This is a genomic window from Pseudomonas sp. OTU5201 (assembly GCF_038440135.1).
GTDB lineage: Bacteria > Pseudomonadota > Gammaproteobacteria > Pseudomonadales > Pseudomonadaceae > Metapseudomonas > Metapseudomonas resinovorans.
Window position 1 is genome coordinate 99,478 of the sequence record NZ_JASATC010000008.1, and the last position, 19,200, is coordinate 118,677.

General features: G+C 65.6%; 21 protein-coding genes. 6 read left to right on the forward strand and 15 right to left on the reverse strand.

Annotated elements, in window-relative coordinates:
• Nucleotides 1-89 precede the first annotated feature (89 nt).
• From AAHM40_RS07335 to AAHM40_RS07395, 13 genes are all read right to left on the reverse strand, one after another.
• The gene (locus AAHM40_RS07335; protein WP_028631141.1) at nucleotides 90-1,895 is read right to left on the reverse strand and encodes a phenylacyl-CoA dehydrogenase; all 1,806 of its coding nucleotides are present in this window, start codon (nucleotides 1,893-1,895) and stop codon (nucleotides 90-92) included.
• A gap of 282 nt (nucleotides 1,896-2,177) precedes the next feature.
• A complete protein-coding gene (locus AAHM40_RS07340) occupies nucleotides 2,178-2,423 on the reverse strand; it encodes a hypothetical protein (RefSeq protein WP_342244057.1) in 246 nt (81 codons plus the stop codon).
• Between the two features lie 63 nt (nucleotides 2,424-2,486).
• Nucleotides 2,487-3,182 (reverse strand): dethiobiotin synthase, encoded by a 696-nt coding sequence (bioD, locus tag AAHM40_RS07345; RefSeq protein ID WP_342244058.1) that lies wholly within the window; start codon nucleotides 3,180-3,182, stop codon nucleotides 2,487-2,489.
• Between the two features lies 1 nt (nucleotide 3,183).
• Nucleotides 3,184-4,002: a malonyl-ACP O-methyltransferase BioC gene (gene bioC, locus AAHM40_RS07350; RefSeq protein ID WP_342244059.1), complete on the reverse strand. Its 819-nt coding sequence runs from the start codon at nucleotides 4,000-4,002 to the stop codon at nucleotides 3,184-3,186.
• Entirely contained in the window at nucleotides 3,995-4,720 is a 726-nt protein-coding gene (locus tag AAHM40_RS07355) for an alpha/beta fold hydrolase (RefSeq protein ID WP_342244060.1), read from the reverse strand. The genes bioC and AAHM40_RS07355 overlap by 8 nt, the downstream gene beginning before the upstream one ends.
• Complete coding sequence (gene bioF, locus AAHM40_RS07360; protein WP_342244061.1) at nucleotides 4,713-5,894, reverse strand: 8-amino-7-oxononanoate synthase; 1,182 nt, start codon at nucleotides 5,892-5,894, stop codon at nucleotides 4,713-4,715. The genes AAHM40_RS07355 and bioF overlap by 8 nt, the downstream gene beginning before the upstream one ends.
• A 97-nt stretch (nucleotides 5,895-5,991) precedes the next feature.
• The gene (gene bioB / locus AAHM40_RS07365) at nucleotides 5,992-7,050 is read right to left on the reverse strand and encodes a biotin synthase BioB (protein WP_342244062.1); all 1,059 of its coding nucleotides are present in this window, start codon (nucleotides 7,048-7,050) and stop codon (nucleotides 5,992-5,994) included.
• 168 nt (nucleotides 7,051-7,218) lie between these two features.
• Nucleotides 7,219-8,553, reverse strand: coding sequence for a purine-cytosine permease family protein (locus AAHM40_RS07370; RefSeq protein WP_446731543.1), 1,335 nt, complete (start codon nucleotides 8,551-8,553; stop codon nucleotides 7,219-7,221).
• Between the two features lie 105 nt (nucleotides 8,554-8,658).
• Entirely contained in the window at nucleotides 8,659-9,636 is a 978-nt protein-coding gene (locus AAHM40_RS07375; protein WP_342244063.1) for a 5-oxoprolinase subunit C family protein, read from the reverse strand.
• Entirely contained in the window at nucleotides 9,626-10,507 is an 882-nt protein-coding gene (locus AAHM40_RS07380; RefSeq protein WP_342244064.1) for a 5-oxoprolinase subunit B family protein, read from the reverse strand. The genes AAHM40_RS07375 and AAHM40_RS07380 overlap by 11 nt, the downstream gene beginning before the upstream one ends.
• 1 nt (nucleotide 10,508) lies before the next feature.
• Complete coding sequence (locus AAHM40_RS07385) at nucleotides 10,509-11,897, reverse strand: acetyl-CoA carboxylase biotin carboxylase subunit (protein WP_342244065.1); 1,389 nt, start codon at nucleotides 11,895-11,897, stop codon at nucleotides 10,509-10,511.
• Nucleotides 11,898-11,907: 10 nt separating this feature from the next.
• The gene (locus tag AAHM40_RS07390) at nucleotides 11,908-12,156 is read right to left on the reverse strand and encodes an acetyl-CoA carboxylase (protein WP_342244066.1); all 249 of its coding nucleotides are present in this window, start codon (nucleotides 12,154-12,156) and stop codon (nucleotides 11,908-11,910) included.
• Between the two features lie 46 nt (nucleotides 12,157-12,202).
• Entirely contained in the window at nucleotides 12,203-12,961 is a 759-nt protein-coding gene (locus AAHM40_RS07395) for a 5-oxoprolinase subunit PxpA (protein WP_342244067.1), read from the reverse strand.
• A gap of 126 nt (nucleotides 12,962-13,087) precedes the next feature.
• Between AAHM40_RS07395 and AAHM40_RS07400 the strand changes: the two genes are divergently transcribed.
• The 6 genes from AAHM40_RS07400 (at nucleotide 13,088) to rarD (ending at nucleotide 18,033) form a co-directional block, all read left to right on the forward strand.
• On the forward strand, nucleotides 13,088-14,005 hold the full coding sequence (locus tag AAHM40_RS07400; RefSeq protein WP_342244068.1) for a LysR family transcriptional regulator: 918 nt from the start codon (nucleotides 13,088-13,090) through the stop codon (nucleotides 14,003-14,005).
• Between the two features lie 60 nt (nucleotides 14,006-14,065).
• Nucleotides 14,066-14,359 (forward strand): hypothetical protein, encoded by a 294-nt coding sequence (locus AAHM40_RS07405; RefSeq protein WP_342244069.1) that lies wholly within the window; start codon nucleotides 14,066-14,068, stop codon nucleotides 14,357-14,359.
• A gap of 22 nt (nucleotides 14,360-14,381) precedes the next feature.
• Nucleotides 14,382-15,110 carry a ComF family protein gene (locus AAHM40_RS07410; RefSeq protein WP_342244070.1) on the forward strand — a complete coding sequence of 243 codons (729 nt, stop codon included), beginning with the start codon at nucleotides 14,382-14,384 and terminating at the stop codon, nucleotides 15,108-15,110.
• A gap of 66 nt (nucleotides 15,111-15,176) precedes the next feature.
• Nucleotides 15,177-15,941, forward strand: coding sequence for a TOBE domain-containing protein (locus AAHM40_RS07415; RefSeq protein WP_342244071.1), 765 nt, complete (start codon nucleotides 15,177-15,179; stop codon nucleotides 15,939-15,941).
• A gap of 66 nt (nucleotides 15,942-16,007) precedes the next feature.
• Nucleotides 16,008-16,982: a serine/threonine protein kinase gene (locus AAHM40_RS07420; protein ID WP_342244072.1), complete on the forward strand. Its 975-nt coding sequence runs from the start codon at nucleotides 16,008-16,010 to the stop codon at nucleotides 16,980-16,982.
• A 163-nt stretch (nucleotides 16,983-17,145) separates the two neighbouring features.
• Nucleotides 17,146-18,033, forward strand: coding sequence for an EamA family transporter RarD (gene rarD / locus AAHM40_RS07425; protein ID WP_342244073.1), 888 nt, complete (start codon nucleotides 17,146-17,148; stop codon nucleotides 18,031-18,033).
• Nucleotides 18,034-18,079: 46 nt separating this feature from the next.
• Here the strand turns inward: rarD and AAHM40_RS07430 are convergent, their stop codons facing one another.
• Both AAHM40_RS07430 and AAHM40_RS07435 read right to left on the reverse strand, forming a co-directional pair.
• Entirely contained in the window at nucleotides 18,080-18,598 is a 519-nt protein-coding gene (locus tag AAHM40_RS07430; protein WP_028631153.1) for a glycine cleavage system protein R, read from the reverse strand.
• A 35-nt stretch (nucleotides 18,599-18,633) separates the two neighbouring features.
• Complete coding sequence (locus AAHM40_RS07435; RefSeq protein ID WP_342244074.1) at nucleotides 18,634-19,080, reverse strand: GNAT family N-acetyltransferase; 447 nt, start codon at nucleotides 19,078-19,080, stop codon at nucleotides 18,634-18,636.
• Nucleotides 19,081-19,200: the final 120 nt, after the last annotated feature.

Here is a 19,200-nt window from a genome sequence, read left to right on the forward strand (position 1 = left end):
GTGCGAAGTCCTCCACAACCCGGCGGTTGGGGCACGCCGGAAACGAAAAAGCCCGCCGAAACGGCGGGCTCTTCGTGTTGCGCTGAACCTTAGTAACCCAGGTCGAAGTCTTCTTCGGCCATGTCCATCAGGTTGCTGGCACCGGACAGCATGGTTTCTACATGGGTACGGGTACGCGGCAGGATGCGCTTGAAGTAGAAGCGCGCGGTCTGCAGCTTGGCCTTGTAGAAGGCGGCATCGCCTTCGCCGGCAGCCAGTTTCTCGGCAGCCAGGCGAGCCATGTCGGCCCAGAAGTAAGCCAGGCAGGCGTAGCCGGAGTACATCAGGTAGTCCACCGAAGCGGCACCGACTTCCTCGCGGTCCTTCATGGCGGCCATGCCGACCTTCATGGTCAGTTCGCCCCACTCCTTGTTCAGCTTGGCCAGCGGCTCGACGAACTCCTTCACGGATTCGTTGGCTTCATTGGCCTGGCAGAACTTGTGCACGATCTTGGTGAAGCCCTTGAGCGCTTCGCCCTGGGTCATCAGGATCTTGCGGCCCAGCAGGTCGAGCGCCTGAACGCCGGTGGTGCCTTCGTACATCATCGAGATACGGCAGTCGCGCAGGTTCTGCTCCATGCCCCACTCGCTGATGAAGCCGTGACCACCGTAGATCTGCATGCCGTGGGAAGCGGACTCGAAGCCCACTTCGGTCATGAAGGCCTTGGCGATGGGGGTCAGGAAGGCCAGCAGGCCGTCAGCAGCTTTCTTCTGCTCTTCGTCCTGACTGTACTTGACGATGTCTACCTGCTTGGCGGTGAAGTAGACCATGGCGCGGTTGCCTTCGGCGAAGGCCTTCATGGTCAGCAGCATGCGACGCACGTCCGGGTGGACGATGATCGGGTCGGCCGCCTTCTCCGGCGCTTTCGGGCCGGTCAGGGAACGCATCTGCAGACGCTCGCGAGCGTACTTGATACCACCCTGGAAACCGATCTCGGCGTGGGCCAGGCCTTGCAGCGCAGTACCCAGGCGAGCGGTGTTCATGAAGGTGAACATGCAGTTCAGGCCTTTGTTCGCCGGGCCGATCAGGTAACCGGTAGCGCCGTCGAAGTTCATCACGCAGGTTGCGTTGCCGTGGATGCCCATCTTGTGCTCGATGGAACCGCAGGAAACGGCGTTGCGCTCACCGGCCGAACCATCGGCGTTCGGCATGAACTTCGGAACGATGAACAGGGAAATACCCTTGGTGCCGGCCGGGGCATCAGGCAGGCGGGCCAGGACGATATGGACGATGTTGTCGGCCATGTCGTGTTCACCGGCGGAGATGAAGATCTTGGTGCCGGAGACTTTGTAGGAACCATCAGCCTGGGGCTCGGCCTTGGTGCGCAGCATGCCCAGGTCAGTACCGCAGTGCGGCTCGGTCAGGCACATGGTGCCGGTCCACTCGCCGGATACCAGCTTGGTCAGGTAGGTGTGCTTCTGCTCGTCGGTCCCGTGGGCGGACAGGGTGTTCATCGCGCCGTGGGACAGACCGGGGTACATGCCCCAGGACCAGTTGGCCTCGCCAACCATCTCGCTGATAGCCAGGCCCAGGGATTCCGGCAGGCCTTGACCGCCGTGGTCGACGTCATGGGCCAGGCTCGGCCAGCCGCCTTCGACGAACTGCTTGTAGGCTTCCTTGAAACCAGTCGGGGTCTTAACACCGGACTCGCTCCAGGTGCAACCTTCGGTGTCACCCACACGGTTCAGCGGAGCGATTACCTGCTCACAGAACTTGGCACCCTCTTCGAGGATGGCGTCGACCATGTCCGGGGTAGCGTCCTGGCAGCCAGGCAGGCTCTGATAGTGCGCTTCGTAGCCGAGCAGCTCGTCACGAACGAAGCGGATATCACGCAAGGGGGCCTTGTAATCAGGCATAGCGGTAAACCTCTGCAGTGGGTTCCTGGTTCAGCTGACCGGAGCGCCGGTCGCTAACGGCATCTTGTGGTGATTGCGGGAACAATCAAACAGGCGTTTGAAACATACGTTTATGCCAAAACCTTGTCAAGCGCTCCGCCGGACCGGTCGGTCACGCCCCCCCTGGCAGGCAGCACGAAGCCCTGCCTTCAGACAGTAAAGATCAAGAAACAGCGCAGCAGCGCTGGATGGGCGAAGGGCGAGAAGAATGCGAAAGGGCCACGAGAAGTGGCCCTTGAGAGGTCAGGCGAAAGTATCGATCAGGCTGCCAATCATCTGGTCGGTGGCCTTGGCGACCATGCTGCCAGCCTCTGCCTGGACCTTGCCGGCCTCCAGGGCGAGCAGGATGGTGGTGAGGTCGGCTGGCTGCTGAGCACCCTCGCCGCTGACTGTGTTGCTGGCTATTTCACTGGCTGCCTGCTGGATCATGCGCTGGCCGGACTGAATCGCGCCAAGACCGGCGCTAAAGCCACTACCCTGGATTTCCATGTCGGATACCGAAGCTCGGAGGGAGATGCCCGCAATTGAAGCAGCCCGTCGCGCGCTGCGCAATCAGCGCGGGACGAATGTGCCCAGCGGCGACAGGTCGAGATGGCGCGCCACCTCGGCCGGGGTCGCTTCGTCCAGGCGGGGCACTCGGCCCAGGCAGGGTGCTGGCAGTCGCTCGGCCAGGGTGGCGAGATTCTCGGCCAGGCGCGAGGTCTGCGGATCGACCACATTGGCTACCCAGCCTGCGAGAGTCAGGCCATCGCGCAGAATGGCCTCGGCAGTCAGTACCGCATGGTTGATGCAGCCCAGGCGCACTCCGACGACCAGGATCACCGGCAACCCAAGGGCAATCGGAAGGTCAGAGAGGTTGGCGGAACCCGCCAACGGAACGCGCCAGCCGCCAGCACCTTCCACCAGGCTGAAATCAGCGCCCCCGGCCAGCACCCTGCGCACTGGTGCCGTCAGCGAATCAACATCCAGCACGACACCCGCTTCACGTGCTGCGAGGTGCGGGGCGATGGCTGGAGCGAAGGCCAGCGGGTTGACCTCCTCGTAGGTCAGCGGCAACGAACACTCTCGCAGCAACGCCAGGGCATCGCTGTTGCGCAGGCCGTCAGGGGTCTCTTCACAACCGGACGCGACCGGCTTGGCAGCCGCAGTGGACAGGCCCTGCATCCGCGCAGCGTGAAGCAGGCCGGTCGCGATGGTGGTCTTGCCGATCTCGGTGTCGGTGCCGGTGACGAAGTAAGCCGCCGCCATGTCAGTCTTCCTTTTTCAGTACGCCGTAGACCACTTGGTACGTGGCCGGTAGGCCCTGGTGCTGGCGGAAGCGCTCGTAGGCCTCCACCAGCGCGAGGATGCGCGCCCGCCCGGTTAGGCCACCCGGCCGGCCGGGGTTGAGATTGTGCGCGCCAAGGGCCTTGAGTTCGTGGGTCAGGGTGCGCAGGTCGGCGTAGTGCAGCACCTGGGGTTCGCTGCCCAGGTCCAGCGGCAGCAGGCCGCTGGCGGCACAGAGGTCCTGGTAGTCCTCCAGACGACGGAAGCGATTGACGTGGACGAAGCCGTCCACGGCCTGCCAGCTGTCGCGCAGTTCCTGCAAGGTGCCGACGCACAGGCTGCTGAAGGCGAACACGCCACCCGGCTGCAATACGCGGCGCGCTTCGGCGAGCACGGCGGCGAAGTCAGCGCACCACTGCACGGCGAGGCTGGAGAAAATCAGTTGCTGGGTTCCACTGGCCAATGGCAGATGCTCGGCGTCCCCGGCAATAAAGCGCCGGGCGCCACCCAGAGGACGGGCATGACGCAACATGCCCTCGGCGATATCCACCGCCAGGCCATCGCTCTCCGGGAAACGTCCAGCCAAGGCCCGTGAGAAGTAGCCGGTGCCGCAGCCCAGGTCGAGCCAATGTTGCGGCACGAACCTTTCCGGTAGTCGACGCAACAGTTCGTTGCCGACCGCCCGTTGCAAGGCGGCGACGCTGTCGTAGCTATCTGCAGCACGAGAAAAGGAAGCCGCCACCTGGCGCTTGTCCGGCAGATGACCTTCGGCTTCTTCGGCGGCGATTCGCGCGTCAGACATCGTCACCCTCGCGCATGAATCGGAGGATGGCCGCTGCGACCTCATCGGGTCCTTCCAGCGGCAGACCGTGACTGGCGTCGTCGACCACCTGGACTTCCAGGTCGGGAAGCCACTCCAGCAGCGCGGCGGCGGCCGTAGCTGGCACCAGCGCATCGCGCCCGCCAAACAGGTGCAGTTGCGGACCACCGTAGCCCTGGACGGCCGCGCGGATATCCAGCACGTCCAGCAGACGCAGGCCGGCATCCAGCACCTTGGGCTCGGTGGGCACCTGGGTGACCTGCAGCTGCCGCGCCAGGGTACGGGCATCCCGCGCGCCCTGGGCCACCAGCATGGTGAAGCGCCTCAGGGTCTGTACGTGATCGAGGCGGCAGGCCTCGTGGAAGGCCGCGAAGACTTCCTGGGACATGGCACACGGCCAATCATCACGGTCGCGAAAACTCATGTTGCTGCACAGGCCGATCAGCCCTCGGCAGGCGTCGCCACGACGTGCAGCCAGTTGCGCGGCCAGCATGCCGCCGAGGGACCAACCCGCGAGCCAGCAGTCCTGGGGCAAGCGGGCGTCCAGCTCGTCCAGCCAGGCGCCGGCCTGCTCCAGGGCGGGCAACGGCTCGACCTCCACCAGCAGGTGCGGCGCGCGCTCCAGCAAGGCATCACGCAGGGGCTCCAGGGCGGCCGGGCCGATAGCCCAGCCCGGCAGCAGAATCAGGCGTTCACGCATCAAGGGCGTCCTCCTTCGCCAGGGTTGCCCAGCATTCGGCCAGGGCACTCAGCAAGGATTCAAGCTGCTCTTCCGTGTGGACGGCGGAGAACGTGATACGCAGCCGCGCGCTACCCGCTGGCACGGTGGGCGGGCGAATGGCGCCGACCAGGATGCCGCGCTCGCGCAGCAGGGCCGATAGCTTCATCGCACGGGCGCTGTCGCCGATGAGGATGGGCTGGATGGGCGTCGGGCTGTCCATCAGGGTCAAGCCGATTTCGGCCGCGCCTTCACGAAAGCGACGGATCAGCTTGTCCAGGTGTTCGCGGCGCCAGCTCTCGCGCTGCAGCAGCTCCAGGCTCTTCAGCGTGGCACAGGCCACGGCCGGCGGTTGGCTGGTGGTGTAGATGTAGGGACGGGCGAACTGGATCAGGTTTTCGATCAGCTCCTCGCTGCCAGCGACGAAGGCGCCGGCGGTGCCGAAGGCCTTGCCCAGGGTGCCCACCAGCACCTGCACATCGTCCTGGCCGAGGCCGAAATGCTCGACAATGCCGCCGCCAGTGGCGCCAAGGGGACCGAAGCCGTGGGCGTCATCCACCATCACCCAGGCGCCACGGGCCTTGGCCGCAGCGCATATGGCGGGCAGCTCGGCCAGGTCGCCGTCCATGCTGAACACGCCGTCGGTGACCACCAGCGTGTTGCCCTCGGCTTTTTCCAGGCGGCTGGCCAGGCTGTCGACATCGTTGTGCAGGTACCGCGAGAAACGCGCACCGGAGAGCAGGCCGGCATCCAGCAGGGACGCATGATTGAGGCGGTCTTCCAGCACCGTATCGCCCTTGCCCAGCAGCGCGGTCACCGCGCCCAGGTTGGCCATGTAGCCGGTGGAGAACAGCAGCGCACGAGGGCGGCCGGTGAACTCGGCCAAGGCCAGTTCCAGCTCGTGGTGCGGGCCGCTATGACCGATCACCAGGTGCGAGGCACCGCCACCGGCACCCCACTTCTCCGCGCCATCGCGCAGCGCACGGACCACCTCGGGATGGTTGGCCAGGCCCAGGTAGTCGTTGGAACAGAAGGCCAGCATTCGCCGGCCATCCACCACAACTTCGGGCCCTTGTGGGCTCTCCAGCAGCGGGCGCTGACGATAGAGGTTGTCCGCATGGCGGGCGGCAAGACGCGAGGCGAGATCAAAAGGCATGGGCGGTTCGGTTGCTCGTAGGCGCCAGCTTGCTGGCGAACCTGCAGGAGCCGCCCTCGCGAGCAAGCTCGCTCCTACAGGGGTCGTTGACGCGGTGTCAGGCGGATGCAGCGTCGTAGAACAGCTGCGAATCGCGTTGTTCCACCAGAGCCTGCTCGATGGCAGCCTGGTGCACTTCGTCGGCGTGCTCTTCACGCTCTTCCGGCTTGATACCCAGGCGAGCGAACAGCTGCATGTCCTTCTCCGCCTGCGGGTTCTTGGTGGTCAGCAGCTTCTCCCCGTAGAAGATCGAGTTGGCGCCAGCCATGAAGGCCAGTGCCTGCATCTGCTCGTTCATTTGTTCGCGACCGGCGGACAGGCGCACGTGGGACTTCGGCATCATGATGCGGGCGACCGCCAGGGTGCGGATGAAATCGAACGGGTCGACGTCTTTCTCTTCCGCCAACGGGGTGCCCTTCACTTTCACCAGCATGTTGATCGGCACCGATTCCGGGTGCTCCGGCAGGTTGGCCAGCTGGATCAGCAGGCCGGCGCGGTCGGCCACCGACTCACCCATGCCGAGGATGCCGCCGGAGCAGATCTTCATCCCCGCCTCACGCACGTAGGCCAGGGTCTGCAGACGCTCGCTGTAGGTGCGGGTGGTGATGATGTTGCCGTAGTACTCCGGCGAGGTGTCCAGGTTGTGGTTGTAGTAGTCGAGGCCGGCTTCGGCCAAAGACTGGGTTTGCTCCTGGGTCAGCTTGCCGAGGGTCATGCAGGTTTCCAGGCCGAGCTTCTTCACGCCTTTGACCATTTCCAGCACGTAGGGCATGTCCTTGGCGGACGGGTGCTTCCACGCGGCGCCCATGCAGAAGCGGGTCGAGCCGATGGCCTTGGCCTCGGCAGCGGCCTCGAGGACCTTCTGCACTTCCATCAGTTTTTCCTTGTCCAGGCCAGTGTTGTAATGGCCGGACTGCGGGCAGTACTTGCAGTCTTCCGGGCAGGCGCCGGTCTTGATCGACAGCAGGGTGGAAACCTGTACCCGATTCGGGTCGAAATGCGCGCGGTGGACGGTCTGGGCCTGGAACAGCAGGTCGTTGAACGGCTGCTCGAACAGAGCCTTCACCTCGGCGAGGGACCAGTCGTGACGGGTAGCGATGGATGCGGTTGCACTCATGGAGGTTTCCTTCGACGCTTGTGCGGCGCCTCTTGTCAGGGATACCCGGACGTGGAGTCCGGGAATTCAGGCTTAGGGCATCATAAGTTGAGCTGTGACGCTGTCAACCACAAACTGGACACAGGTTTACATCTGATCATTTATTGATCAAATCAATTTCATGGCCGTCTACTGGTCGGCAAGTCCTCTGGCCAGGACGGATCCCCCCGTCCGGCGCAGCCGCAGCGCGGCAGCGTAGACGCCCGCCGAAACCAGGAAGGTCAAGGGCGCCGAGAACGACTGCAGTACGCCACCGGCCTGCATCAGCGCGAAGCCCAGCAGCACGCCGCTGAACCAGGCGGCCAGCCCGCCGACATTCAGGTTGGGGGAGTCGGTCACCTCGGCCGCACCCTTGCCGAGTATGTGCGCCAGCGCCACGCCGACCCAGGCCACCACGAACACCCCCTGCCAGGCCAGCGCCTTGAGCAGCCAGGCGAAGACATCCGCCAGCATCAGGCCGTAGACCACCGCCCCCACCACCAGGGCCCAGACCAGCCGCGAATGGCGCAGACGCAGCAGCTCGCCGAAGAAGGCCTGCATGTTCACCGTGGCCAGATAGTAGTTGGCGGTATTGATCCGCGTCTGGGTCACCCAGACGAACAGCAGGCCCCAGATGCCCATGAGCTGGAGGATGGCCAGCACCACCGTCACTTCGCTCAGCTCGCCCTGGCGCGGAATGCTCGCCGCGAGATAGATGCCGGCCATGCCGTTGAGCAGGAAGGTCACCAGGTAGAAGGGCATGCCGAAATTCCAGCGGCCGTGGTAGCGGGCATCTTCCGGCTTGCCGAAACGGGCGTAGTCGAAGGTGAACATCATTAGCACCCACACGCCCATGTAGGCGGTGAAGCAATCCCACCAGCCGGTGGCCGCAGGCGCGGCCGGGCCGAAGTCCAGCCACTGCGGCTGGTAGCCGTATTCGCCAATGGACAGCGCCACGGCGGCCAGCAGGCCGAACAGGTAGAAGGGCAGCAGCACGCCGTTGAACTTGTCCAGCCAGTTCTGAACGCTGCCGAAGATCAGCGGCACGCTGTAGAGCACCACCAGCAGCGCCGCCACGGGGTAGGAAATCGAGGGGTAGAGGTGGTTGAACGCCACGGCGATCACCGAGCCCTCGAAGACTGCGTAGTAGATCGCCGTGGAGAAGAAGATCAGCGTCGCCAGGGAGGCGCCGAGGCGGCCGAACAGCAGGCGGGAAAACAGCGCCACCGACAGGCCGCTGCGCACGGCGAAGCGGCTGATCAGCGCATTGATCACGCCGTAGCAGACCACCGAGAGCAGCATGCCGATGATCGCGTTGCGCGCGCCATAGGCCAGTGCCAGCGAGGCGCCGACCACGATGTAGAACATGGCGCTGCACACGGCCCACCAGGCCATGGTCAGCGAAAGCTTGCCCATGCGGGCGTCGAGCGGGACGGGTTGGGTGGAAAGGTCGATGTCTTGTTCTTGTTTCGACAGGCTTGCCATCTTGGTTTCTCCGCAAGATGAAATCCGGGATTTGCGCCAGCAGGGGACCGCGACGGCCCCCTGCGCACAGGGAGCCACCGGTCGTATCGACGCGTCTGTTGTTATTCAGGCAAGAAAGAAGCGCTTGAGGCGTTCCAGTTGCTGGTTGTACTGGCGTCGGGCGGCCAGACCCTCCTCCAGGGAGATGGCGACGAAGCGCGCGCGCTGGTTCGGCTGCATCTGCGCGATCAGGTTGAGGTCAGGGCTGATCACCGTGCCGATCATCGCGTAGCCGCCGCCGGATACCGCGTCCCGGTGCAGGACAATGGGTTCCAGCCCGCCGGGCACCTGGATCGAGCCGATGGGGTAGCAGGCGTCGACGATGTTCGACGGATCGGAGCCGGCGCCGAAAGGCTGCTCGCGCGGTTCGAACTCCAGCGGCGTGCCGCCCTTGAAGCGATAGCCGGTGCGGTCGGCCTCCGAGCCCACGGTCCAGGTATCGGCGAAGAATTGCTCCGCCGCGCGGGCGGTGAGGCGATGGTGGTAGAGGCCCGGCACCACGCGCAGGGTAACCTCCCCGCCCAGCTCGATCTGCAGCGAGCGCGGCAGGGCCAGGCCTTCGCGATCCTGCGCGGACGGCCGGCCCAGCGGCAGCTCGTCGCCGGCCACCAGGCGCCGGCCGTGGAATCCGCCGATGGCGCCCAGGCCATAGGTGGAGCGGCTGCCAAGCACTTCCGGCACGTCGATGCCGCCGTCGATGGCCACGTAGCCGCGGGCCCCGGCCTTGATGTAGTCGAAGCCCAGCACCTGGCCGGCACGGACGCGGAAGGCGGTATCCAGCGGCATTTCGGCGCCATCCAGGCGCGGCGTCATGTGCGCGCCGCAGACCGCCACCAGGGCGTCGCGCTGGAACTCCAGTTGCGGGCCGAGCAGCGTGCATTCGAGCAGCGCGGCGGTCGCCGGGTTGCCCACCAGCAGGTTCGCTGCGCGCAGGGCGTACTGGTCGAGCGCCCCCGAGGGCGGGATGCCCTGGTGGTAATGGCCTTCGCGGCCGGCGTCCTGCACCGAGGTGGCGAGGCCGGGTTTCTGCACCTTAATCGACATGGAGCACCTCCTGCAGGCGCTGCTTGCAGCCTTGCGGGTCCTGGATGAATGCATCCAGGTCGAAGCTGACCGGACGGATGCGCAACTGGAAGGTTCCCGCCTCGACCTCGGCCACGGCCTGGTCGTAGGCGGCGCGGTCGATGGGCTTGAACTGGACGATGTCGCCGGAGCGGAAGAACACCATGGAGTCCTTCAGGTAGCCCAGGCTCTGTTGCGGGTCGTAGATGGGCGCCGGGGTGACGCCGAACATCTGGTAGCCGCCGGCGCCGCGTACCGAGTAGATGCAGCCGAAGCAGCCGCCGTGGCCGAGGGTCAGCTTCGGCGTGTCGGTACGCGGGCGCAGGTATTTGGGCACCTGCAGTTGCTGCTCGCGCTCGACCATCTGGTACATGAAGGGCAGCCCGGCGACGAAGCCGACCATGGAGACGAACCAGGGCGAGCCGCTGTGGGCCTCGATGAACGCCTGCACGTCGGCAAAGCCGTTGACCTTGGCCGCGTACTCCAGGTCGGTGGAGGACGGGTCCTGGTGGCGGTCACGGAAGCGCATCAGCGTTTCATGGGTCCAGGGATCGTTGTAGAGCACCGGAATCTCGATGATCCGCGTCTGGATGCTGCGCTCGGCCGTGGCCTGGGCTTCCAGTTCGCGGACTTTTTCCAGCAGCGCCTCGGGGGCGATTTGGTCGGGGTTGAAGCGGATCTGGAAGGAGGCGTTGGCCAGGCAGATGTCGAGCACGCCGGGCAGCGCCTGCTGCTCGACGGCGCGGGTGATCGCCATGCCGCGGAAGAAGGCTTCCAGCGACATGGACTCGGACACTTCGGCGAACAGGTGCTCGTCGCCGCCGAAGCTGTAGCGCACAGGTGCTGCGTTCATCTCAAGCCTCCGGGGCGGCGGGCGCCAGCAGAGCGGCCCGTTCGGCGAGCCAGGGTTCCAGGGTGCCGGTGTCGAACTGGCCATCGCGCACGGCCGGGTCGGCGAGCAGCAAGCGGTGCAGCGGCAGAGTGGTCGCCATGCCGGTGAGGCGGGTGGCGTCCAGCGCCGCTTCAGCGCGGGCGAAGGCCTCGGCGCGGTCGCCGCCATGTACCACCAGCTTGGCCAGCAGCGAGTCGTAGTAGGCCGGCACGCGGTAGCCCTCGAACAGGTGGCTTTCCACGCGGATACCTTCGCCCTGGGGCCAGGCCAGTTGCTCCACCAGACCGGGGCTGGGGAAGAAGTTGCGCGCCGGGTCTTCGGCGTTGATGCGCATCTCCAGCGCCGCGCCCTGGATGCGGATGTCCTCCTGGCGCAGCGAGAGCGGCTCGCCACCGGCGATGCGCAGCATCCACTGCACCAGGTCGATGCCGGTGATCATCTCGCTGATCGGGTGCTCGACCTGGATGCGGGTGTTCATCTCGATGAAGAAGAATTCGCCGCTGTGGGAATCGAACAGGTATTCCAGGGTGCCGGCACCGCAGTAACCGATGTCGCGGGCCAGGCGCACGGCGCTGTCGCACAGGGCCTGGCGCTGTTCGGCGCTGAGGGCGGGCGATGGCGCCTCCTCGAAGACCTTCTGCCGGCGGCGCTGCAGCGAGCACTCGCGCTCGAACAGGTGCACCGCGTGCTGGCCGTCGCCGAGGATCTGCACCTCGATGTGCCGCGCCTGGCGAATGAAGCGCTCCAGGTACACGGCGCCCGAACCGAAGGCGGCCTGGGCTTCGCGCTGGGCCAGGGGGAACTCGCGGGACAGTTCGGCGGCATCGTGGGCGATGCGGATACCGCGCCCACCGCCGCCGGCGGAAGCCTTGATCAGCAGCGGGTAGCCCACCGTCTCGGCACAGGCCAGGGCTGCGGCGAGGTCATCGAGTTCGCCCGGGGAGCCCGGCACCACCGGCACGCCGGCGGCCTGGGCGGTGCGCCGCGCTTCGGCCTTGTCGCCCATGCGGCGGATGGTGTCGGCATCCGGGCCGACGAAGATCAGCCCCGCCTCGACCACCGCCTGTGCGAAGGCCGCATTCTCGGAGAGAAAGCCATAACCCGGGTGAATGGCATTGGCGCCACTGTCCCGCGCTGCCTGCAGCAGGGCCTCGGCGTTCAGGTAGCTCTTGTCGGCGCGGGCCGGCCCGATGATCCGCACCTCGTCGGCCAGGTGCGCCGGCAGCGATTCGGCGTCCGCCTCGCTGCACGCCGCCACGGTGGGAATGCCCAGGGCCTGGGCCGCGCGGATGATGCGCACGGCGATCTCGCCGCGGTTGGCCACCAGCAGTTTGTGGATGGAGTTGCTCATCGCCCTGCCCTCACGCGTCGGTTTCGATGACGGCCAGCAATTGCCCCGGCTCGACGGGGTCGCCGTCCTCGACGTGGAACGCCAGCACGCGGCCGCCCTGGTCGGCGGTCAGTTCGGAGAACTGCTTCATCACCTCCACCAGGCCGATCACGGCGCCAGCCTGCACGGTGTCGCCGGCACTGGCGTAGTTGTCGGCATCCGGGCTCGGCTTGCGGTAGAAGGTGCCCGGCAAGGGCGAAAGCACATGGAACTCGGCCATATCTGATCCTCTTGTAATCATTGTCTAGGCAGGCGAAGTAGGGGGTTCAGCGCGGCGCCCGGACGGCGATGCCAGCCGCGTCGAGGCGGGCACGGGTGCGCTGGACCAGGGCCAGGGCCCCGGGGGTGTCGCTGTGGATGCACACCGACTCGAAGGCGATCGGGATGTCCTGGCCATCCACCGTGCGCACCACGCCTTCCTGGCAGGCACGCAGGACCTTGTCGGCCACTTGCTCCGGGTCCAGCGCGGTGACCCGGCGGATGAACACGATGGAACCGGAGGCGTCGTAGTCGCGGTCGGCATAGAACTCGCGCACCACCGGCTGGCCCAGTTCGCGGGCGATGCGGCAGGTGGCCGAGCCGTCCATGCAGAACAGCAGCAGCTCGGGGTCAAGGCGGCGCAGGGTTTCGACGAACAGGCGCGCCGCGCCTTCGTCGCGCGCCAGGTGCATGTAAAGCGCGCCGTGGGGCTTGATGTGCTGCAAGGGCATGCCCTGCAGGCGGGCGAATTCGCGCAGCGCACCGAGCTGGTAGAGCATGTCGTTGACCAGTTCCTGGGCCGGCGCATTGATGTGCCGGCGGCCGAAGCCCACCAGGTCGCGGAAGCCCGGGTGGGCGCCGATGGCCACGCCATGGCGCTGGGCCAGTTCGACGGTGCGCAGCATGGTGTTGGGATCTCCGGCGTGGAAGCCGGTGGCGATGTTGGCGGTGCTGATCAGCGGCATGATCGCTTCGTCGACGCCATCGCCAATGGTCCATGGGCCAAATCCTTCACCCATGTCGGAATTGAGGTCGACCTCGGTCATCGCGTGTTGCCTCTTGTTGTCGGATGTCGATGGAGCCGACGTTAAAAGGCACCCCAGGTATTGGGAAGATTTATTATTCGATAGACTGAGTTCTGAAAAATCGATACCCCCAGGCAGGTCTCTACCATGGCATTCACCCTGCGCCAGGTCCGTTATTTCGTCGCCACCGCCGAGGTCGGGCAGATCTCCCAGGCGGCCATCCACCTGAGCATTTCCCAGTCGGCGGTCACCAGCGCCATCCAGGAACTGGAGGGCCTGCTCGGCGTCAGCCTGTTCATCCGCTCGCCCCAGGGCATGACCCTCACCGACAGCGGCCGGCATTTCCTCAACCACGCCTACTCCATCCTGCGCAGCGTCGAGGACGCGCTGAAAAGCCCGCTGCCGGACACCAGCATCGAGGGCAGCCTGAGCGTGGCGGCCAGCTACACGGTGATGGGCTACTTCCTGCCCTACCACCTGCAGCGCCTGGCGCAGTGGTACCCCGGCATCCAGCTGAACCTGTACGAGCAGGAGCGCGAAACCATCGAGCGCAGTCTGCTGGACGGCACGCTGGACATGGCCGTGGTGCTGACCGCCAACCTGCAGCACCCGGACATCGCCGCCGAAACCCTGTTCAGCTCGGAACGGCGGCTCTGGCTGCCCAACCGCCACCCGCTCAGCGAACGGCCCTCGGTCGGCCTGGCGGACGTCGCCCGCGAACCCTTCATCCTGCTGACGGTGGACGAGGCCGACCAGACCGCCCTGCGCTACTGGGAGGCAAGCGACCTGCAGCCGACGGTGATCCTGCGTACCAGCTCGGTGGAGGCGGTGCGCAGCATGGTGGCCAACGGCACGGGCGTGGCCATCCTCTCCGACCTGGTGTACCGCCCTTGGTCGCTGGAGGGCCGGCGCATCGAAACCCTGTCGCTGACCGACCCCGTCCCGCCGATGAGCGTGGGGCTGGCCTGGCGCCGCGACCTGGAGTTCAGCGAACCGATGAAAGCCTTCCGCGAATATTTCCGGCACTCTTTCCTCGCCCCGCAACTGAGCAGTTCGCGGCGCTGAACCCATGCCGACCGGCGGGTTCAAACCATCAGCCTGACGCTCAAGGAGCACCACACCACCATGCGTACCGAAGGATTTTTCGAGTGGCTCGGCCGGATCATAGGCTCTGTCATCCGCTTCATCGTCGACCTGCTGTCCGGCGTGCTGGGCGGCATCGGCCAGGCCATCGATGACTTTCTCAACGGCCTGGCACGGGCCATCGGCATGGACGTGTCCTTCTTCAGCCTGATCCTGCTGCTCGTCGGGCTGCTGCTGCTCTACGGTGGCGTCCGCGCCTTCATCCGCAAGTCCATCATCGGCGGCCTGGTCCTGACCTTTCTCGGCCTGGTGGTGATGAGCTGGCTGATCGCCTGAATCCTGTCCCAGGGAGGGGACCATGCTTTCCTTGCTCACCCGGTTGCGGCCGGCCTGGCTTCGCCACACACCCACCTGCCAGCTTTGTCGCGCGCCGGGCAGCGACCTGGCCATCTGCGCAGGCTGCGAGACCGAACTGCCCTGGCTCAGCGGACATTGCATCGTCTGCGCCCTGCCCTTGCCCACCCATGGCCTGCCCTGCGGTGAGTGCCTGAAACAGTCACCGCCCTTCACGCGGGTCGAGGCGCCTTGGCGCTACGGCTTCCCCGTGGACAGCCTGATCACCCGTTTCAAGCACCAGGGCCGCTGGCCCCTGGGCCGCTTGCTGGGGGAATTGCTCGCCCGCCACCTGGAGCACGCATTCCATGAAGGACTGCCCCGTCCCGACGCCCTGCTACCGGTTCCCCTGAGCGCACCACGCCTGCGCCAGCGTGGCTTCAACCAGGCACAGATGTTGGCGCGCTGGCTGGGCAACGAACTCTGCCTTCCAGTGCAAGACGGCTGGCTACAACGCATCGAGGACGGCCCACCCCAGCAGGGCCTGGATGCTGCCGCCCGGCGCCGCAACCTGCGCCGAGCCTTCGCGTTGCCCTCGTGGGTAGAAGTGAAAGGCCTGCACCTGGCCTTGGTGGACGACGTGCTGACCACCGGCACCACTGCACATGTCCTCGCTCGACTATTGAAGCGCGCCGGCGCAACTCGGGTGGACGTCTACTGCCTGGCACGCACGCCCCGGCCGGGGGACTCCTGAAGGCTTGACGCAGAGCACGGGCGGGAGCAGCCTGCGCGCCAGATCCCCCGACGAACCCGTCCGTTCATGAGCCTGACCAACGCCCTCACCCAGCAACTCACTCGTCGCCCGCAGCGCCTGGCGCTGCTGGAACAGATCGCCGTACAAGGCTCCATCACCCGCGCCGCAAAAGCCGCAGGCCTGAGCTACAAGGCGGCGTGGGATGCCATCGACGAACTGAACAACCTCGCCGAAAAGCCCCTGGTGGAGCGCACCGTAGGCGGCAAGGGCGGTGGTGGTGCTCGACTGTCCGCCGAGGGTGTACGCCTGCTGGCCCTCTACAAGCGCCTGGAAAGCCTGCAGGCGCGCCTGCTGGAATGTGCCGAAAGCGAGCAGGACCTGGAGCTGCTGGGTCGCCTGATGCTGCGCACCAGCGCACGCAACCAACTGAGCGGCCGAGTGCTCGGCATCGAATCCAGGGGGCGCAACGATCTGGTGAGTATCGAACTGGCCGGCGGTCCCTGCCTCTTGGCGCAGATCACCCACGACAGCACCGAAAAGCTGGAACTGGCGCCAGGCCGCAGCGTGGTGGCACTGATCAAGGCGGGCTGGCTGCGGCTGCAGCACATATCAGAACTGGCAGATGACGCACTGAACCAGCTGCAGGGCCGGATCGAAGAAATCCTCGACGCGGCCGACAGCCCCAGCGAAGTGCGCATCGCCCTGGCCAGCGGTCAAACGCTCTGCGCCCTGGTCGAGCCCGAACGTCTGGCGCAACTCGGCCTCAAGGCAGGCAACAGCGTGCGCGCTCAGTTTGCGCCCGGTCAGGTGCTGCTCGGCACCGCGCTCTGAGGCCCGTCAACCGTACGCTGCGCGATCATTGGGGATAGACTGGGCGCCTGACTGCCGGAGCTGCCCATGTCCCACCCCTTCGATGACCTCACACCCGACCTGGTACTGGACGCTGTGGAAAGCCTCGGCTTCCTCAGCGATATGCGCATCCTCGCGCTGAACAGCTACGAGAACCGCGTTTACCAAGTGGGCATCGAGGACGCCGAGCCACTGATTGCCAAGTTCTATCGACCGCAGCGCTGGAGCGACGAAGCGATTCTCGAAGAGCACACGTTCAGCGCCGAACTGGCCGAATGCGAAGTGCCGGTAGTAGCGCCGCTGCAACGCGACGGAAAGAGCCTGTTCGAGCACGCCGGCTTCCGCTTCGCCCTGTTCCCCCGTCGCGGCGGCCGCGCACCGGAGCCGGGCAACCTCGACCAGCTCTACCGCCTTGGCCAGTTGCTCGGTCGCCTGCACGCCGTCGGCAGCACCCGCCCTTTCGAGCACCGCGAAACCCTGGCGGTGGACAACTTCGGCCACCAGTCACTGGCGACCCTGTTGGAAGGCGGTTTCATTCCCCGCAGCCTGCTGCCGGCCTATGAGTCGGTCGCCCGTGATCTGCTAAAGCGCCTCGACACGTTGTTCGCCGAAGTGCGCTACCAACCGATTCGCATGCATGGTGATTGCCACCCCGGCAACCTGCTGTGCCGTGACGACGTCTTCCATGTGGTGGACCTCGATGATTGCCGCATGGGTCCGGCAGTACAGGATCTGTGGATGATGCTGGCGGGGGATCGTCAGGAACGCCTCGGCCAGCTCTCCGAGTTGATGGACGGCTACCAGGAGTTCCACGACTTCGACCGCCGCGAGCTGCCGCTGATCGAAGGTCTGCGCGCCCTGCGTCTGATGCACCACAGCGCCTGGATCGCCCGCCGCTGGGACGACCCGGCCTTCCCCATGCACTTCTCCTGGTTCGGCAGCGAACGCTATTGGGGCGATCAGATCCTCACCCTGCGCGAACAAATGTCGGCGCTGGACGAAGAACCGCTAAAGCTGTTCTGAACCTGTCGCCTCTACAAGGAGCAGCGCTCGCCAGCTGCCGTAAAGAACGCCTTACGCGTTTCGCTTGCACAGCCTTGTGGAAAAACCTGAGCACACAGACAAGCCACGACGTCGCCCACTAGAATGTCGCACCACTCGTTAGCTGCCTAAGCAAGGACATTCCATGGCAACCGCCGACCCGCGTCGCGGGTATATCCTGGGGCTTACCGCCTACGTCATCTGGGGCCTCTTTCCGCTCTACTTCAAAGCCATCCAGAGCGTTCCGGCGCTGGAGATCATCGTTCACCGTGCGCTGTGGTCGGCCCTCTTCGGCGCCGCACTGCTGTTGGTCTGGAAGCACCCGGGCTGGTTGCGCGAGCTGCGCGAGAACCCCAAGCGCTTTGGCGTACTGGCCGCCAGCGGCATGCTGATCGCCGGCAACTGGCTGGTCTACGTATGGGCGGTGAACAACGGACGGATGCTGGAAGCCAGCCTGGGCTATTACATCAACCCACTGATCAACGTACTGCTGGGAATGCTGATTCTCGGCGAGCGCTTGCGTCGCCTGCAGTGGATCGCCGTGCTGCTGGCGGCCATCGGCGTGGCCCAGCAGATCTGGCAGGTAGGGGCGCTGCCCTGGGTCTCCCTGACCCTGGCGCTGACGTTCGGCTTCTATGGACTGATCCGCAAGCAGGCTCCGGTGGCGGCCCTGCCCGGGCTGGTCGTGGAAACCTGGCTGCTGCTGCCCCTGGCCGTCGGCTGGTTGCTGCTGACCCCGAGCGCGGCCTCCTCCCAGGCGAGCTTCTGGTCAACACCCGAGGCGCTCTGGCTGATCGCGGCGGGCCCCATCACCCTGGTGCCCCTGGTGTGTTTCAACGCCGCCGCCCGCCACCTGCCCTACACCACCCTGGGTTTTCTCCAGTACCTGGCGCCGACCCTGGTGATGCTGCAAGCGATCTTCCTCTTCGGCGAGCACTTCGACCCCAGCAAGCTGCTGGCTTTCTGCTTTATCTGGGCCGGCCTGGCCATCTACAGCGTCGACGCCTGGCTGACCCTGCGGCGCAACAGCTGATCGCCAGGGTGGAAATCCGTGTCGCGGATTTCCACCCGATTGACGCTCATTTTTCCTGGTGGAGATTCAGCTCAACCATCAGGTCATCGGCCAAGGTTTCCAGCTTGGCCTGCAACACATCCAGGGACAGGGTCAGGGGCACCGCCAGCACGGCCTCAGCGTGGAACAGCGGTTCACTGCTCATGGGTGCCGGCACCACCTCGGTGATCAGGCTTTCCAGGTTGACGCCCAATTCGGCCAGCAGCCGGGTGATGTCCCGGACGATGCCCGGCCGGTCATTGCCCACCAGATCCAGCAGGATCGGCTTCCAGGTGCAGGACGGCTCGATGCCACTCTGCGCCAGCATCACACGGATGCCGTGGGCGCTGAGGCCTTGCAGCCCTTCTACCAGTTCGTCGTAACCCTCGGCCGGCACCGCTACCCGCAAGATCCCGGCGAACTGCCCGGCCATGCGCGACATACGGCTTTCCAGCCAGTTGCCACCATGGGCGGCGATGCACTGCGCGACGCGCTCCACCAGCCCGGGCTGGTCCGCTGCAATGACGGTAAGTACCAGATGATCCACGCTCGACTCCTTATGTTGGCAACCGGCGCCGGGCTTCAGGCCAGGCTCAGCCAGTAGGTATAGAAGACCTCATCGCGCACGTAGCCCAGACGCTCGTAGAGCGCCTGACCGGCGAGGTTGGTCTTCGCGGTTTCCAGCTGGATGCCGCAGGCGCCGGTCGCTAAGGCATGGGCACGGGCGGCGTTCATCAGGTCCTCCCCCACGCCCTGACGCCGGGCAGTGGGCACTACATAAAGATCGCTCAACAACCAGGCCGGTGCCAGCGCCAGCGACGAGAGAAAGGGATAGAGCTGGGTAAAGCCCAGGGGCGCGCCGTCGACACCGCGGGCGATGAGCAGCGTCGAGTCAGCGCGATCCAGGCGCTGTTCGAGGAAAGCGCGGACCTCCGCCAGGGGTCTGGGCACCTGATAGAACTCCAGATAGCCGGAGAAGAGCCGAGTCAGATCATCAAGATCGCTGAACGTGGCGGCATATACGGACATGTAAGGACTCCCGGGCGAATTCGCAGGAGTATAGGAAAGCCCCGGACAACCCGCGCAGCATCTCGTGCGACGGCCTGTCGCAGTTCCATCGAATAATGAATCGTGTACATTTTTCAGATT

Excerpts from the sequence above, each read along its gene's own strand:
- AAHM40_RS07335 (WP_028631141.1), bottom strand. The coding sequence starts at position 1,895 with ATGCCTGATTACAAGGCCCCCTTGCGTGATATCCGCTTCGTTCGTGAC.
- AAHM40_RS07340 (WP_342244057.1), bottom strand. The coding sequence starts at position 2,423 with ATGGAAATCCAGGGTAGTGGCTTTAGCGCCGGTCTTGGCGCGATTCAG.
- bioD (WP_342244058.1), bottom strand. The coding sequence starts at position 3,182 with ATGGCGGCGGCTTACTTCGTCACCGGCACCGACACCGAGATCGGCAAG.
- bioC (WP_342244059.1), bottom strand. The coding sequence starts at position 4,002 with ATGTCTGACGCGCGAATCGCCGCCGAAGAAGCCGAAGGTCATCTGCCG.
- AAHM40_RS07355 (WP_342244060.1), bottom strand. The coding sequence starts at position 4,720 with ATGCGTGAACGCCTGATTCTGCTGCCGGGCTGGGCTATCGGCCCGGCC.
- bioF (WP_342244061.1), bottom strand. The coding sequence starts at position 5,894 with ATGCCTTTTGATCTCGCCTCGCGTCTTGCCGCCCGCCATGCGGACAAC.
- bioB (WP_342244062.1), bottom strand. The coding sequence starts at position 7,050 with ATGAGTGCAACCGCATCCATCGCTACCCGTCACGACTGGTCCCTCGCC.
- AAHM40_RS07370 (WP_446731543.1), bottom strand. The coding sequence starts at position 8,553 with ATGGCAAGCCTGTCGAAACAAGAACAAGACATCGACCTTTCCACCCAA.
- AAHM40_RS07375 (WP_342244063.1), bottom strand. The coding sequence starts at position 9,636 with ATGTCGATTAAGGTGCAGAAACCCGGCCTCGCCACCTCGGTGCAGGAC.
- AAHM40_RS07380 (WP_342244064.1), bottom strand. The coding sequence starts at position 10,507 with ATGAACGCAGCACCTGTGCGCTACAGCTTCGGCGGCGACGAGCACCTG.
- AAHM40_RS07385 (WP_342244065.1), bottom strand. The coding sequence starts at position 11,897 with ATGAGCAACTCCATCCACAAACTGCTGGTGGCCAACCGCGGCGAGATC.
- AAHM40_RS07390 (WP_342244066.1), bottom strand. The coding sequence starts at position 12,156 with ATGGCCGAGTTCCATGTGCTTTCGCCCTTGCCGGGCACCTTCTACCGC.
- AAHM40_RS07395 (WP_342244067.1), bottom strand. The coding sequence starts at position 12,961 with ATGACCGAGGTCGACCTCAATTCCGACATGGGTGAAGGATTTGGCCCA.
- AAHM40_RS07400 (WP_342244068.1), top strand. The coding sequence starts at position 13,088 with ATGGCATTCACCCTGCGCCAGGTCCGTTATTTCGTCGCCACCGCCGAG.
- AAHM40_RS07405 (WP_342244069.1), top strand. The coding sequence starts at position 14,066 with ATGCGTACCGAAGGATTTTTCGAGTGGCTCGGCCGGATCATAGGCTCT.
- AAHM40_RS07410 (WP_342244070.1), top strand. The coding sequence starts at position 14,382 with ATGCTTTCCTTGCTCACCCGGTTGCGGCCGGCCTGGCTTCGCCACACA.
- AAHM40_RS07415 (WP_342244071.1), top strand. The coding sequence starts at position 15,177 with ATGAGCCTGACCAACGCCCTCACCCAGCAACTCACTCGTCGCCCGCAG.
- AAHM40_RS07420 (WP_342244072.1), top strand. The coding sequence starts at position 16,008 with ATGTCCCACCCCTTCGATGACCTCACACCCGACCTGGTACTGGACGCT.
- rarD (WP_342244073.1), top strand. The coding sequence starts at position 17,146 with ATGGCAACCGCCGACCCGCGTCGCGGGTATATCCTGGGGCTTACCGCC.
- AAHM40_RS07435 (WP_342244074.1), bottom strand. The coding sequence starts at position 19,080 with ATGTCCGTATATGCCGCCACGTTCAGCGATCTTGATGATCTGACTCGG.